This window comes from Streptomyces caniferus, assembly GCF_009811555.1.
Lineage (GTDB): Bacteria > Actinomycetota > Actinomycetes > Streptomycetales > Streptomycetaceae > Streptomyces > Streptomyces caniferus.
Map to the genome: position 1 here is coordinate 576,615 of NZ_BLIN01000003.1, position 14,474 is coordinate 591,088.

A 14,474-nucleotide genomic window follows, 5' to 3' on the forward strand; every position below is an offset into this window, starting at 1 on the left:
GGACGACGGAGCCACCAGGTGTCGTATGTCTGGCCACGACGTGCGGAATCAATCGCGCTTCCAGACATACGTGAACGGCCACACACAGTCGCCTGCCAGAAAGCCATCGAAGGGCCGGCTAATGGCATAGTTCTCCCCGGGGTGGCGGTTTGCATAGGCCAATGCGCGGAATTTCTTTCCTGCCATATCAGGTGAGTACCCCGTTGGCAAGTGCGATGATCTTAGCATCACCGCAACACCCTCCGTCCAACGGCGATCTGAACACCGGACAGATCTGAAGGAGATTCAACAAAGGCCTGCTTTGGGGCCATTGGGCGCGCCAGCGGCCCTCGACGCAAGCGAGTCGGACCACTCATGACGCCCCGTTGACGCAGGCACCTGTGACCTGGGTCACGCAATGGAGCGGACGTGGCGCACCGGCGCCGCTGATCGCTGCTCGTCAGCGATGCGGGGTGTCGTGGACATAGGTGATCTCGCCGCCACGGACCCGGACGACGCGTACGGTCATGCCGCGGTCGGTCCCCCGCAGGTAGTGCGCCGTGCAATGGGTCCACGCCCCCTTGACCGCGCGCAGGTCCCTGACGCAGTCGACCGAGCGCGGCCCCCGGGGGATCACCGGCAGCGACAGATGGCCCGAGATGGAACGGGCGACCTCATCGCGCGGGACGGTATCGGTCGTCCCGTTCACCTCGCTGGTCGCGTCCCGCTCCCCCAGCCACTGATTGCCCGCCGTGAGACTCCCCGCCAGCAGAGCCGTGCCGGCCAGCGCCAGGCCGACGACTCGCAGATTCCGCACGGCTCTCCTTCCAGCGGGCACACATCATGCGCCGGCCACGCCCACCGGCCGGTCACGGACAATTCTCACGGTCGCCCCGGCGCAGGCAACAGGAGGGCCCCACCCGTGCGACCACCTGGGCGACAGTGCGTCAGGCGGACGGCACGGGGCCCTGCATCTGCTCGCTGATCCAGTGCAGCGAGTCGGCCATCCGCTGGATGTAGGTGTGTCCGCTGTGCACACCGTTCGGTATTTCGAAGAGCGTGGAGTGGACCGGCCCGCCGGTGTAGTCCCTGATGAACCGCTTCACATCGGGCACCGCCACCTCCTTGCTGCCGAGTTCGAAGGCCAGATAGACGGGCAGGCCCCGCCGCGCCGCCAGCTGCCGCGCCAGGTGGCGTGGGTCGTTGGCCCGCATCTCGGCGGGGTGGCCCTGCCACATCGGCGAATCCGGTGCCGTGTCCGGGCCGTTGACGATGGCCGCCTTGAACTTCTGCGGCTCCTTGAGCACGGCCTTCAGCGCGGCGAACCCACCGGACGAGGACCCCATGAAGGCCCAGCCGTCACGGCTGTCGTAGGTACGGAAGTTGGCCCGCGCGAAGTCCGGTACGTCCTCGGTCAGCCAGGTGCCCATCTTCGGCCGGCCCGGGATGTCACTGCCGTCGTAGTACTTCCTGCCGGGGTTGAGCACCGGCATCACGACGATGAACGGCAGTGTCTTGCCCTCCTGCGACCACTCCGCCATCCGCTCCTCCAGCGAGAAGGCGTCCCCGGCCCAGTAGTTGAAGGGATACCCGTAGGCACCGGGCAGGGCGATCAGCACCGGAAAGCCGCTCGTGGCGTACTGCGGCTGGTCGTACTCCGGCGGCACCCAGGCCCAGATGTCCCCGGTGAAGCCGGACTTGTGCCCGTACCACTTCGTCCGCACGACCTTGGTGCCGTTCCCGGTGGTACGGAACGGGGTGAAGGAGGAGCGCGGGCCTTGCGGTCCGGCCACCCGGGGCTTGCCGTTGCGGGCGTCCGCCGCCGCATGCGCCCGCAGCCGCGGCACGCTCGACGCGTCCACGAGGCCCCTGCCGCCGCCGCAACCGGCCAGCAGCCCCAGGGCCACCACACTCACCGCAGCACGGACGCGCAGGCACTTCATCGGGACGTTCTCCTTGGATACGTGGACCGGCCGCGGGGAGCCACGCTGCCACTGCCGCGCCGGTCGAAAGACACCACTTTAAGATCGGCGGAACGGTCCTCGACGCCGGCCCCGGCCGCCGTGACCTGCCCGTCCGTCTTCCCCGGGCCCTCAGGAGACATCGCGGCACGTCAAATACAGCGACGGGGTTTCCCTCGTTCGATGAGCCCACGCGTTCTTTACCGGCCGGTCGGTTCTGGCAAGGTGGGTTCCCAGTTCGGAAGGGCGCGGCGCTGTGCCGTGGTTGGGGATGACCGATGACCGCGTGGGCCGATCACCGGCCGCCGCCCGGCGTAGTGGGGCGGGCCGTTGAACATGAGCAGGTGTCCGGGCTGCTGAGCGGTGCCCCGCTGGTGACGCTCACCGGGGCCGCCGGGGTGGGCAAGAGCGTGCTGGCCCGTGCCGTCCTCACCGAGCACACCGCCCGGCACGGCGGCACCGTCATCCGGGTCGGCTGCTGGGACGGTCTGGCCGAGGGCGGCCTGACCGAGGCGCTGCTCCGGGCGGCGGGGCGGGCGGACACCGCCTGCCGGGACACCGCCCGGCCGCTCGCCCGGCAGACGGCCGACCCCCGCGTCAGCGCCTCGCCGCCCGGCCGGGCGGGCAGCGGCGCGGCGGGCGCTCCCCCGGGCGGCACGGCCCTCGCGGCGCTGGCGGCGCACTGCCGGCGGCAGCGGGCGATCGTTCTGCTCGACGACTGCGACCCGGTACTCGCCGAGTGCGCCCGGCTCGTACGACGGCTGCTGCGCGCCGACCCCTCGCTGCGCATCGTGGCGACCGCGCGTGGCCCGCTGGGGCTGGCCGAGGAGCGGGTCGTCGAGCTCGCGCCGCTTCCGGTGACGCTGGGCGAGGGGATCGCCGGACCGGCGGTCGAGCTGCTGGCCGCGCGGACCGGAAGCGCGGCGCCCGAGCTGCTGGTCGCGGTGTGCCAGGCGCTGGAGGGCTCACCGCTGGCGATCGCCCTGGCCGCGCACCAGCTGGACCGGATGTCCCTGCCGCAGCTCGCGGCGCAGGTGGGCACGGACGGCCCGCTGTTCTACTCGGGGCCGGCGGCAACCGTGCGGCACACCTCGCTGCACGCCGCGCAGGCCGCGGGCTACGCCCTCTGCTCGCCCACCGACCGCCGGGTATGGGCGAGGCTCTCGGTGCTTCCCGGCGATTTCGATCCCTGGCTCGCCGGATGCGTCTGCACCAGCAGTGACGTCCCGGCAGCGGCGGTCGACGGCGCGCTGGAACGGCTCCGTACGGCCTCGGTCGTCGAACGCGTACGGGAGGCGGGCGATGCGCACGAGGACACCGGGGCCGCGCTGCCACCGCGCTACCGACTGCCACGCGCCGCCCGCGACTTCGGGCGGACGCAGCTGCGCGAGGCGGGCGAGGAGTCCGCGGCGCTGCGGCGGTTCCGGCAGGCCTGTGCGGCGCTCGCGGCCGAGGCGCAGATCGCCTGGCAGGGTCCGAACCAGCAGGTGGCCGTGCGGCTGGTGGAGGACGAACAGGCCAATCTCGACGCGGCGCTGACCCGGCCGCCGCAGGACGCGGAGGATGCGCTCGGCGCGCTGGAGATCGCGGTGTCGCTGTGGTTCCACTGGGCCGCCTGTGGCTTCCGCCGCGAGGGCCGGGCCCATCTCGACCGGCTGCTGCTGCTCTCCCGCGAGGACACCGCGCTGCGGGCCCGGGCGCTGTGGCTGGCCGGCTACCTCGCCGCGCAGGAACATGCGCTCGCCGGCGCCGAGACCCTGCTCGACGAGGCATGGACGGCGGCCGTGATGCATGCGGACGCCGACGGGCTGGCCCGTATCGCGCATGCGCATGCCGTACTGGAGCTGTACCGCGGGAACACCGCGGCGGCCGTGGCGTGTCTGGAGGAGGCGACCCGGCACCACTCCAGGGATCCGTGGTTCGGGCCGGGGCCCGCCCACAGCTGGGCGCTGCTCGCCATCGCCCTCGCGCCGCTCGACCCGGAGCGGGCGAAGGCGGCGGCCCATCGCGCCTGGGAGGTCCGGCACTCCGACGGCGATTTCTGGCTGTACTCGACCGTCCTGTACGCCGAGGCCCTGACCGAGAGCGCCCACGGGAAGCCGACGACTGCCCTGCGCGCCTGTCACGAGGCGTTGGTGGCCAAGGAACGCGTCGGCGACCCGCTGTTCATCGCAGGGGTCCGCAACATGCTGGCGGATCTGCGACGGACGGGGCGCGACGGGGCGGCGACGGACGCCGACGAGGAGACCCCGTGGTGGCAGCGCGGCGGGCCGGGCGTACGGGCGCGGCCGTTCTTCTCGCGGCTGCGGGCCGGGTCGTGAGGACGGGGGCCCCGACGACCGGTCCCTGGGCCGGGCGCCCTCCGCGGGCCGTCGAAGAACACGCTGGGTGACGCGGTGACCGCGTTCGGGATGCGGGAGCCACGGGCCGGTCGCATGCTGGGAAGCATGAAGCGTGCCCCCGTGATCGTGCACCCGCCCTCCTCCGGCGGCCGCCGCGTGACACTCAACGGACAGGATCTGGGACGGGCGCTGCGCACCGGTGATGTGGCCGCGATACTGCGCCGGGCCGGTTTCTGCACCACGAAGTTCGTCTGGGACGACACCGGAATCTTCGAATGGCGCGACGGCGGACCCGATGTGTGGCTGATGCCCTGAGGGAACACGCTGCCCTCAACGGGCCGCGGCATCACCTGACTTGTGCCGGGTGAGCCGCGGAATGCCACGGACCGCCGTACGGGCCGCCCACAGGCAGCCCCCGGGGACGGTCAGTCGACCGACGCGGTGACCGGCGTCTCCGCCGCCTCGCGCGCGGCGGCCGCCTTCTTCGCGCGGAACTTCATGAGGAGGAAGGACCCGGCGCCGAACAGCAGGGCCGCGACCAGTCCGAGCCAGGAGAAGCGCTTGAGCCACGACTCGGCGACCATGCCCACGCTGTAGATCAGCGCGGTCGTACCGCCGGCCCAGACGATGCCCCCGAGGACGTTGGCGATCAGGAACTTCCAGTACGGCATCTTCAGTACGCCGGCGAGCGGGCCGGCGAAGATGCGCAGCAGCGCGACGAAGCGGCCGAAGAAGACCGCCCACATGCCCCACTTGTCGAACTTCGCCTCGGCCATGGCGACATGGTCGGGGCCGAAGTGCTTGGGGAACTTCCGGCCCGCCCATTGCAGCAGGGGCTGGCCCCCCTTGCGTCCGATCAGATACCCGATGGAGTCACCGATGATCGCACCGGCGGACGCACAGGCACCCAGCACGACAGGATTGATGTGGTCCTGGGTCGCCGCGAGAATCGCCGCACTGACGAGGACGATCTCGCCGGGCAGCGGAATGCCCACGCTCTCCAGTCCGATGACCACCCCCACCAGGAGGTAGACGCTCACGGCCGGTACCGTCTCGAGCCACTCCTGGATGTGCAACGCCGCTTCCTCCGCTGGTGTAGGGCCCCCGTGGGCCGTGACCCGGCATCCGTGAAACCGGTGCCGGTCGATCCCCCTGGCGCGCCACAGCACGCCCGGGAAGCGTACTCGATGGCACTGTCGAAGGGCCGAATCCGCGTGAGGTGCGCAACACCTGTACCGCGGGCCGGCCCGGGGGCCGAGCGGTCCGCCCGGAACGACGACGGCCCGCCGTGCCGGGCACGACGGGCCGGGGAAACCCCGCTGTGAATCAGCTCACTTGTTGGGGCGCAGGGTCCACACGATGCTCATCTCGCCGGTGACCGCGCCGTCCTCGCGGGTGATGGCGATGTTCACGGGGAACTCCGGGCGCTCGCCGGCGTCGAGCTCGGCGACCACCTCGGCCACCGGGCGGCCCAGCTCCGCGGTGGCGGTGACCGGTCCCATGGCGAGCTTCTTGTAGCCGATCTCAGCGCGCACGGCCAGCGGCACCGCCCGGCCGAGCTGGTCGCCGAAGGCCGCCATCACGATGGCACCGCTGGCCGACTCGGCGAGGGTGAACATCGCGCCGGCGTGCGGTCCGCCGACGTGGTTGTGGAAGTCGGACTGGTCGGGCATGCGGACCACGGCGCGCTCGGCGGTGGTCTCGGCGAACTCGAGGTTCAGAGTGCGGGCCATCGGCACGGATGCCGCCATCATTTCGCCGATCGACGGCAGGGTCTCGGAGGACATGGGCATCATGTTACCTAGCGGTAGCTTAGGTGTGAAGGGGCGGTTCTGGTCCGGCCGTCGGCACCGTTCCGGACACCGGGGCAGAGCGCGGGCGCCGGGGAAATCCCTGTGCGGCCGCGTCTCGCCATTGCCTATCGTTGACGCCCATGCGGCCAGGACAACAGCACAGCGACGGCGGAGGGGCGAAGGCCCCGGCACACCTCGTGCGACGGGCGGCGGACGCCCCGGACCGGCGGCGGTTGTCCGCGGCCCGCTCCGCGCGGGTGCCCTCTTGATGAGGGCCCGCCCCGCCTGGGCGGGGCGCAACTATCTGCTGCTCACCGGCGCCACGGTGATCGCGAACCTCGGCAGCTCCGGCGCGCTGATCGCCACCGCCTTCGCGGTGCTCGCCGCCGGCGGCTCCGCCACCGACGTCGGTCTGGTGGCCGCCGCGCGGACGGTCCCGCTGGTCCTCTTCCTGCTGATCGGCGGCGCGGTCGCCGACCGGCTGCCCCGGCACCGTGTGATGGTCGCCGCGAACGCCCTCAGCTGTGTCTCCCAGGGCCTGTTCGCGCTGCTCGTCCTGACCGGGGAGCCGCGGTTGTGGCAGATGGCCGTGCTGGCGGCCCTCGGCGGCACGGGACAGGCGTTCTTCGCGCCGGCCTCCGAGGGCATGGTGCTGGCCAGCGTCTCCGGCGACCAGGCGGGGCGCGCTTTCGCCGTGTTCCGCATGGGCATGAACGGCGCGAACATCGGCGGTACGGCGCTCGGCGGCGCACTGGTCGCCGCGGTCGGCCCCGGCTGGGTTTTGGCCCTCGATTCCGCCGCCTTCGCCCTCGCGGCCGCGCTCCGCGCCTTCCTCGACGTCAGCGGGGTTCCGGCGCGGGCTCCCGGTGGCGGCGTACTGCACGATCTGCGGGACGGCTGGCGGGAGGTCGTCTCCCGGCCGTGGCTGTGGGCGGTGGTGGTGCAGTTCTCCCTCGTCAACGCGGTGGTGGCGGCCGCCGAGGCGGTCTACGGGCCGCTGGTCGCCGAACAGCATCTGGGCGGACCCGGCCCCTGGGGACTGGCGCTGGCCGCGTTCGGCGCGGGCACGGCGGGCGGCGCCCTCATGATGACCAGGGTCCGGCCGCACCGCCTCCTGCTCACCGGTGCGCTGTGCATCTTCCCGCTCGCCCTGCCGTCCGCCGCGCTCGCCGTCCCGCTGCCCGTGGCCGGACTCAGCGCGATCATGTTCGCGACCGGAATCTCGGTCGAGGTCTTCGCGGTGACGTGGATGATGGCGCTGCACCAGGAGATCCCCGAGGAGAAGTTCTCCCGGGTCTCGTCCTACGACTGGCTCGGCTCCCTGGCCATGGTCCCGCTCGCCACCGCGCTGGCCGGCCCCGTACAGGACCTCATCGGCCGGAAGGCCGCGCTGTGGGGCTGCTCCGCCGTGATCGCGCTGCTGACCGCGGCGGTGCTGTGCGTCCCCGAGGTACGGCGGCTGACCCGGCGGACGAGCCCGGCCCCGGCCGCCGGCCGGGCGGTCCCCCGCGCCGAGGCGGCGGAACCGCACCCCGCGGAGGCGGAGTGAGCGATCACCGCGCCCCTGGGGCGAAGCCGCCGCGGGCCGTGCTCAGCCGACGCTGAACGCGCCCTCGGGCGGCACCGGGGACGCCACCGCCTCGGCATCGCGCACCGGGACCGCGTCCGCGATCAGCCGCCGCAGCGCCCCACCCTGCTCGACCCGGGCCGGGAACGCATCGCCGGCCGTCCGCCGGGCCAGCGCGGCGATCGGGAGCGGTGCGCGCGAGGCGAGCAGCACGGCGTTGCCGAACCGGCGGCCGCGCAGCACCGAGGGCTCGGCGATCAGTGCGAGATGTTCGAAGGCCGTGGCGAAATTGGCGAGTTGGCCGCGCAGGAAGCCGAACGGCGCGCCGTCCGCGAGGTTCGCGGCGTAGCAGCCGTCCGGTCGCAGCACCCGGGCCGCGGCCTGCGCGTACTCGACGGAAGTGAGATGCGCGGGGACCCGCGAGCCGCCGAAGACGTCCGCCACGATGACATCGGCGCTGCCCTCCGGCGCCGCCTCCAGCGCCGTACGGGCGTCCTCGGCGTGCACCGTGATCCCGCGGTCGCCGGGCAGTGGCAGATGTTCCGTCACCAGGGCGAGCAGTCCGCGGTCGGCTTCGACGACGTCCTGCCGGGAGTGCGGACGGCAGGCGGCGAGATAGCGCGGCAGGGTCAGCGCCCCGCCGCCCAGGTGCAGCACATCGAGCGGCCGTCCCGGGGCGGCCACCTCGTCCAGGACGTATGCCAGCCGGCGCACATACTCGAATTCCAGGTGGTCGGGCGCGTCGAGGTCCACGTACGACTGGGGCGCGCCGTCCACCGTGAGCAGCCAGGCGCGCGGCCGGTCGACGTCCGGCAACAGCTTGGCCGTGCCGCAGTCCACGGTCCGGATGACGGGTATCGGCTCGGGTGCTTCGTCCACCGTCCCATTGTGCCGGTGCGGCGACGGTGCCCGGTCCCGGCCGCCACGGCCCCCGGCCGCCGGTCCGGCCGGGCCCGGTCACTCCGACCACACCTGCCGGATCCGCGCCGCCTCGGCTGCCGCCTGCCGGCGCCCCGCGCGGGCCGCGTCCGCGCGCTTGGCGGGGTCCAGGACGTTGCGGCCGAACGCCGACCGGGCCGCGCGGTCGGGGGTGAGCACGCAGACCCGGGCGCCCCGGCGGGCCAGTTGCTCCGCCTGCGCCCGCGGTCCGGCGATCGGCCCACCACTGGCCGCCATCGGCGCGACGATCACCACCCGGCCGTATCCGGCGGCCAGATCGGCGTTGGCGCTGGAGTGCACCCCGCCGTCGATCCACCGGGTGCCGTCGATGGTGACCGGCGGATAGATGCCGGGGACCGCACAGCTCGCACCCACCGCGTCGAGCAGCCCCACCCCGCTGGTGTCGTCGAAGGCGGTGCGCTGTCCCGTCGCGGCGTCCACCGCAGTGATCAGCAGTCGGCGGGCCGGCCAGTCGGTGAGGTTCAGGGTCCGGGCGATCACCGTGCGCTGTTCCGCCTCGGTGACGGTACGGGCCGCGAGCGCCAGCTTCCCCATCCGTACGCCGAAGGACAGCGTGTCCCGGGAACGCAGCGCGATGGCCGCGAAGCGGGCCAGCGCGGCCGGGCCCATACGGGCGGCCGAGCGGGTCCGCTCGGGCGCGGCGAGCTGGTGCTCGTACATCTCCTCCAGGCCGAGGTGCCGGGAGGTGAGGTGGGCGCCGACGATCGATCCGGCGGAGGTGCCGATGACGACGTCGGCATCGGCGAGGGCGAGACCCGCCTCGGCGAGACCGGCGAGCACACCGACCTCCCAGCCGATGCCGGTGAGGCCTCCGCCGCCCAGGACCAGTGCCGTGCCCGCCATCAGGCTTCCTCCGTGTCCGGCCGACCGCCCGCGCGGCGCGGTGGTGCGGCCTCGTGCCCGTTCGTCCGGGCGAGCAGTCTCGCACCCCGCGCCCCGGCCGCGACAGCGGGCGGCTGCGTCCGGCACCGGGAGAGGTGCCGGACGCAGTCCTGTGACCTGCGGTGTCTACTCCTCGACGGTGCGCACCGTGCCCGCGCCGACGGTGCGGCCGCCCTCACGGACGGCGAAGCCAAGGCCCCGCTCCAGCGGCACGTCCCGGCCCAGTTCGACCGACACCGTCACCGTCTCGCCGGGGCGGGCGATGCCCCGCTCGCCGAGGTCGAGGTCGCCGACCACGTCCGCGGTACGGATGTAGAACTGCGGCCGGTAGCCGGTGGACAGCGGCGTCCGACGGCCGCCCTCCTCGGTGGAGAGCACATACAGCTCCGCGGTGAAGCGGCGCCGCGGTGTGACACTGCCGGGCGCGGCGATCACATGCCCGCGGCGCACCTGGTCACGGTGCAGACCGCGCAGCAGCAGCGCGACGTTGTCCCCGGCCTCGGCGGACTCCATCGGCTTGCCGAACGTCTCCAGCCCGATGACCGTCGTCCCGGTCTCCGCGCCGAGCACCGCGACCCGGTCGCCGACCCGCACCGTGCCGCGCTCGACGGCTCCGGTGACGACCGTGCCGCGACCGGTGATGGTCAGCACGTTCTCCACCGGCAGCAGGAACGGCGCGTCGACGTACCGCTCGGGCATCGGCACATAGGTGTCGACGGCATCCAGCAGGGCGTCGATCGCCCCCGTCCAGCGCGGGTCGCCCTCCAGGGCGCGCAGCCCCGAGACCCGTACGACGGGCATGTGCTCCCCGTCGTAGCCGTGCGCGCCCAGCAGTTCGCGCACCTCCAGCTCCACCAGGTCGGCGAGCTCCGGGTCGCCGGCGTCGGCCTTGTTGAGGGCCACGACGATGTGCCGGACGCCCACTTGCCTGGCGAGCAGCACATGCTCGGCGGTCTGCGGCATGATCCCGTCGAGGGCCGAGACGACGAGGATCGCACCGTCGAGCTGCGCCGCGCCGGTCACCATGTTCTTGATGAAGTCGGCGTGGCCTGGCATGTCGACATGCGCGTAGTGCCGGGTGTCGGTCTCGTACTCGACGTGCGAGATGTTGATGGTGATACCGCGGGCGGCCTCCTCCGGGGCCCGGTCGATCCGGTCGAAGGGCACGAACGCCCCGCTCCCCCGGTCACTGAGGACCTTCGTGATGGCCGCGGTCAGCGTGGTCTTGCCGTGGTCGACGTGGCCCATGGTGCCGATGTTCAGGTGCGGCTTGGTGCGCACGTATGCCGTCTTGGACATGGTGTTCTTCCTCGCAACAATGCGGTGAGGACGGCGACTTGGCGCCGTGGGGACCCCTGAACCCGGCCGACCCTCCCCCTGCGGGGTCCGCCGGACGATCCGGAGAGGGTCAGCTTCGTGCGCCGTCGGCCGCTGCGGCGGCCGGGACGGCGACCGCCGCGGCGGCGGTGACTGCGGGAACGCAGGCGGCGAAGGCCATGAGGAGATCGACGGCAGCCTTCGGCTCGTCCGCGACTGCGGACGGGAGCGGGAGGAAGGCGTACCGGAACATGCGCCCTATGGTGCCGGGCGCCGGGTGCGGCGTCGACTGATTTATCGGCGCCCGTCCCGGGGCACCGCACGGGCCCTGGCGAGGCGTCAGGTCCTACAGATGCTTCATGGCCTCGCGCACCGACAAGGGGGAGAGCCGCTCGCGGTGTGCCGCCACGAAACCGCGCACCGCTTCCGGGTCCGTCTTCGCGTACTCGCGCAGCGCCCAGCCGATCGCCTTGCGGATGAAGAAGTCCCGGTGCCCGGCCTGCCGGAGGCAGTAGGCGAAGAGCCGGGCGACGTCCGTCCGCTCCTTGAAACGCAGTTGATGCAGCAGGGCGGTACGCGCCACCCAGGGGTCGTCGTCCTCGATCCAGCCGTCCATCTCCCGGGCCAGTCGCGGATCGGCGGCCACCAGGGCCCCGACGACATGGGCGGCCAGCGCGTCGACCGTGTCCCACCAGGACGTGGTCGTCACCAGCTCCCTGGCGACCGGCAGAAAGCCGGACGAGCAGCGCGGCACATGACGGCGGAGGTAATCCACCGCGAAGTGGTGGTACTCCCGCTCGCGCAGGGCCCAGCAGCGCAGCGCGACGGCCGTGCAGTCCGTCTCGTCGGGCCGGGGCAGGTCCTTGAGGATCGTGCGGTCGAGGGCGCGCCGCTCAGGGGTGGGGATACCGAGGAAGGGGCACACACCCTTGAGGTAGGCGGCGGAACCCGCGGCCCGTACGGGGTCTCCGGCCGGCGGGTACGCGGAGGTCAGCCGGGACAGGACGGTGTCGGCCAGTTCGCTCGACGGCGGTTCCGCTTTCGGGGCCATGCGGCAACATTACGGCTCCCCGGCACCCCGGTCGGTTACGCTCCCGGGATGCTCCCGCCCGCCGCAGCGCCCGCCGGCCTCACCGCCCGCTGCACGCGCGTGCTGTTCTCCCCCTGGGCCCGGCTGGGCCTGCTGCTGACCCTGCTGGCCTGCGGCGCGGCCATGACACTGTGGTGGCAGCCGCAGCATCTGCTGACCGACGCCCGGCCCGCCCAGCTGACCGGCCCCACCGCCCTGGTCGTCTTCGCGCTCGCATACGCCGCCTGCACCACCGTTTTCGTCCCGCGTCCGGTCCTCAATCTCGCGGCCGGAGCCCTCTTCGGCAGCCAGGCCGGGACGGCCACGGCGCTCGCCGGCACGGTACTGGGCGCCGGGCTGACGTTCGGCCTCGGCCGGCTGCTCGGACAGGACGCCCTGCGTCCGTTGCTGCGCGCCCGCTGGCTGACGGCCGCCGACCGGCAGTTGAGCGAGCACGGCTTCCGGTCCATGGTGGTGATCCGGCTCCTTCCCGGCCTGCCGTTCTGCGCCATGAACTACTGCGCCGCGGTCTCCCGCATGGGCTGGGTCCCCTACCTCGTCGCGACGGCACTCGGCAGCATCCCGAACACCGCGGCCTACGCCGTGGCCGGCGCACGGGCTTCGACGCCCACCTCACCCGTGTTCCTCCTGGCCATGGGCTTCATCGCCGTGAGTGCTCTGGGCGCGCTGGCGGTGGCGTGGTGCAAGCGCAAGGCGTTGCGCGGACGCTGACGGCGGTTCGGGCTCCGTTACGGCGTCGGTTCAGCGTGGCTCCGGCGAGCGAGAGATGCTGGCCCGCGACGGCCACGGGACGGGCGGACGCGATACGTCCAGGACCCTTTGGCCGCCCGTACATCTTCGAACGTTACGCTGCCCCCTGTCGGCGATGATCCGCATCCGCCACCACCGTCCGTTTTCTCCCCTCTTGCGCAGGTCAGCGCTTGACCACCCTTGGATAGCGTATTTTCCATGTCTTGGTTTGAATCCTTCGTCCTCGGACTCGTCCAAGGGCTGACCGAGTTCCTCCCGATCTCCTCCAGTGCGCACCTCCGCCTGACCGCGGCGTTCGCGGGCTGGCAGGACCCCGGTGCGGCGTTCACCGCCATCACCCAGATCGGCACCGAAGCGGCCGTCATCATCTACTTCCGCAAGGACATCGGGCGGATCATCTCGGCCTGGAGCCGCTCGCTCTTCAACCGGGAGCTGCGACACGATCACGACGCCCAGATGGGCTGGCTGGTGATCGTGGGCTCGATCCCGATCGGCGTCCTGGGCATCACGCTCAAGGACGCCATCGAGGGCCCGTTCCGCGATCTGCGGCTGATCGCCACCACCCTCATCGTGATGGGCGTGGTCCTCGGCATCGCCGACCGGCTGGCCGCCCGCGACGAGACCGGCGGCCGGCACCAGGCCGCCAAACAGCGCAAGTCGCTCACGGACCTCAGCGTCAAGGACGGTCTGCTGTACGGCGTCTGCCAGGCCATGGCCCTCATCCCCGGCGTCTCGCGCTCCGGCGCCACGATCAGCGGCGGCCTCCTGATGGGCTACACCCGCGAATCCGCGGCCCGTTACTCCTTCCTCCTCGCCATCCCGGCGGTCCTGGCCTCCGGCGTCTACGAACTCAAGGACGCGGGCGAGGGCCACGTCGCCTGGGGCCCCACCCTCTTCGCCACGCTCATCGCCTTCGTCGTCGGCTATGCCGTCATCGCATGGTTCATGAAGTTCATCTCCAACAAGTCCTTCATGCCCTTCGTCATCTACCGCATCCTGCTGGGCATAGCCCTGTTCGCCCTGGTCGCGGCGGGGACACTGTCGCCACATGCGGGGGAATCGGCGGGCTGAGAGGGCGGAGCCCTTCCTCGCCTTCGGCGCCCCCGTGCGCGCCTGCCGCCCGGCCTGATCACGAGGGGCTGCCCGGACCTGAGGTCAGGTCCGGGCAGCCCCTCGTGATCGGCGGGAGCACCTCGCCGTCCGCCATGTGGCGACTGCCGCACCGAGTGCCACCAGGACGCATCAATTCCTCTGCGCCGAACGGGACCGACAGGCGGTCAGGGGATCAGTACGCAGTGGTTCTCGATGACCCTGCCACTGCGGTCCAGACCGCCGCAGACGGCCAACCGCGGATACGCCCTGATCTCGCGGTTGACGACGAACCGCCACCGCGACACACCGGCCTTGCTGTTCCGGTAATCGCCCACGAAGGCGCGCAACGTCCCCGGCAGTCCGTCCCTCGTCGTGACGGTGATGTCCTGGACGTAGTCGCGCCCCTGATAGGCCGTGGCCACGCAGATGTAGGTGCCGCACGTGGACTTGACCTCGGCGCTCGCCGGCGCTGCGGTCACCAGCCCCGCGCCACTGACCACGGCGAGGACAGCCGAGACCGTCGCCGCTCGTCGCCGCGCAGTCGTCACCGGCCGAACCATCTCTTGGCGCGCGTACCTCACGAGACCCCCCTTGGCTGCCTGCGTCGGCTGACTGCACCGCTACGCACACTGTCGCGGGACCGCACGGATTCGGCAAGTAGTCAGGGAATCACGGAGCGCTATGCGGCGCCGGGCGACGGACTCTTCCCTGTCCGCTCGATCATCGCGCCGCAGAACGGTC

At 72.2% G+C, this 14,474-nt stretch carries 15 protein-coding genes; 5 read left to right on the forward strand and 10 right to left on the reverse strand.

The genetic code is table 11. The features are described from left to right. Nucleotides 1–439: 439 nt before the first annotated feature. Both Scani_RS11275 and Scani_RS11280 read right to left on the reverse strand, forming a co-directional pair. Nucleotides 440–796 (reverse strand): DUF4333 domain-containing protein, encoded by a 357-nt coding sequence (locus Scani_RS11275; protein WP_159473239.1) that lies wholly within the window; start codon nucleotides 794–796, stop codon nucleotides 440–442. A gap of 130 nt (nucleotides 797–926) precedes the next feature. After that, entirely contained in the window at nucleotides 927–1,922 is a 996-nt protein-coding gene (locus Scani_RS11280; RefSeq protein WP_159473242.1) for an alpha/beta hydrolase, read from the reverse strand. A gap of 296 nt (nucleotides 1,923–2,218) precedes the next feature. Here Scani_RS11280 and Scani_RS11285 point away from each other — a divergent pair, with 296 nt between their 5' ends. Beyond that, nucleotides 2,219–4,261, forward strand: a complete 2,043-nt coding sequence (locus tag Scani_RS11285; RefSeq protein ID WP_159473245.1) for an ATP-binding protein — start codon at nucleotides 2,219–2,221, stop codon at nucleotides 4,259–4,261. Nucleotides 4,262–4,387: 126 nt separating this feature from the next. Further along, nucleotides 4,388–4,597, forward strand: a complete 210-nt coding sequence (locus tag Scani_RS11290; RefSeq protein ID WP_167538070.1) for a hypothetical protein — start codon at nucleotides 4,388–4,390, stop codon at nucleotides 4,595–4,597. Nucleotides 4,598–4,707: 110 nt separating this feature from the next. Here Scani_RS11290 and Scani_RS11295 read toward each other — a convergent pair whose 3' ends face one another. Further along, a complete protein-coding gene (locus Scani_RS11295) occupies nucleotides 4,708–5,358 on the reverse strand; it encodes a DedA family protein (protein ID WP_159473248.1) in 651 nt (216 codons plus the stop codon). 255 nt (nucleotides 5,359–5,613) lie between these two features. Next, nucleotides 5,614–6,069, reverse strand: coding sequence for a DUF4442 domain-containing protein (locus tag Scani_RS11300; protein ID WP_159473251.1), 456 nt, complete (start codon nucleotides 6,067–6,069; stop codon nucleotides 5,614–5,616). A 274-nt stretch (nucleotides 6,070–6,343) separates the two neighbouring features. Here Scani_RS11300 and Scani_RS11305 point away from each other — a divergent pair, with 274 nt between their 5' ends. Next, complete coding sequence (locus tag Scani_RS11305; protein WP_159473254.1) at nucleotides 6,344–7,624, forward strand: MFS transporter; 1,281 nt, start codon at nucleotides 6,344–6,346, stop codon at nucleotides 7,622–7,624. Nucleotides 7,625–7,666: 42 nt separating this feature from the next. Here Scani_RS11305 and Scani_RS11310 read toward each other — a convergent pair whose 3' ends face one another. The 5 genes from Scani_RS11310 to Scani_RS11325 all read right to left on the reverse strand — a co-directional run bounded on the left by Scani_RS11310 (nucleotide 7,667) and on the right by Scani_RS11325 (nucleotide 11,852). Further along, nucleotides 7,667–8,521, reverse strand: coding sequence for a spermidine synthase (locus Scani_RS11310; RefSeq protein ID WP_159473257.1), 855 nt, complete (start codon nucleotides 8,519–8,521; stop codon nucleotides 7,667–7,669). 78 nt (nucleotides 8,522–8,599) lie between these two features. Next, nucleotides 8,600–9,445, reverse strand: coding sequence for a patatin-like phospholipase family protein (locus tag Scani_RS11315; RefSeq protein WP_159473260.1), 846 nt, complete (start codon nucleotides 9,443–9,445; stop codon nucleotides 8,600–8,602). 165 nt (nucleotides 9,446–9,610) lie between these two features. Then, on the reverse strand, nucleotides 9,611–10,783 hold the full coding sequence (gene tuf / locus Scani_RS11320) for an elongation factor Tu (protein WP_159473263.1): 1,173 nt from the start codon (nucleotides 10,781–10,783) through the stop codon (nucleotides 9,611–9,613). Nucleotides 10,784–10,892: 109 nt separating this feature from the next. Beyond that, nucleotides 10,893–11,054: a hypothetical protein gene (locus Scani_RS39905; RefSeq protein ID WP_167538071.1), complete on the reverse strand. Its 162-nt coding sequence runs from the start codon at nucleotides 11,052–11,054 to the stop codon at nucleotides 10,893–10,895. Nucleotides 11,055–11,147: 93 nt separating this feature from the next. Beyond that, on the reverse strand, nucleotides 11,148–11,852 hold the full coding sequence (locus Scani_RS11325; RefSeq protein ID WP_159473266.1) for a DNA alkylation repair protein: 705 nt from the start codon (nucleotides 11,850–11,852) through the stop codon (nucleotides 11,148–11,150). 48 nt (nucleotides 11,853–11,900) lie between these two features. On the opposite strand from Scani_RS11325, the gene Scani_RS11330 reads away from it, so the two are divergent. Next, on the forward strand, nucleotides 11,901–12,602 hold the full coding sequence (locus Scani_RS11330; protein WP_159473269.1) for a TVP38/TMEM64 family protein: 702 nt from the start codon (nucleotides 11,901–11,903) through the stop codon (nucleotides 12,600–12,602). A 237-nt stretch (nucleotides 12,603–12,839) separates the two neighbouring features. Continuing rightward, nucleotides 12,840–13,712 carry an undecaprenyl-diphosphate phosphatase gene (locus Scani_RS11335; protein WP_159473274.1) on the forward strand — a complete coding sequence of 291 codons (873 nt, stop codon included), beginning with the start codon at nucleotides 12,840–12,842 and terminating at the stop codon, nucleotides 13,710–13,712. 206 nt (nucleotides 13,713–13,918) lie between these two features. On the opposite strand, the gene Scani_RS11340 is transcribed toward Scani_RS11335, so the two are convergent. Next, a complete protein-coding gene (locus Scani_RS11340; protein WP_159473276.1) occupies nucleotides 13,919–14,281 on the reverse strand; it encodes a hypothetical protein in 363 nt (120 codons plus the stop codon). Nucleotides 14,282–14,474 lie beyond the last annotated feature (193 nt).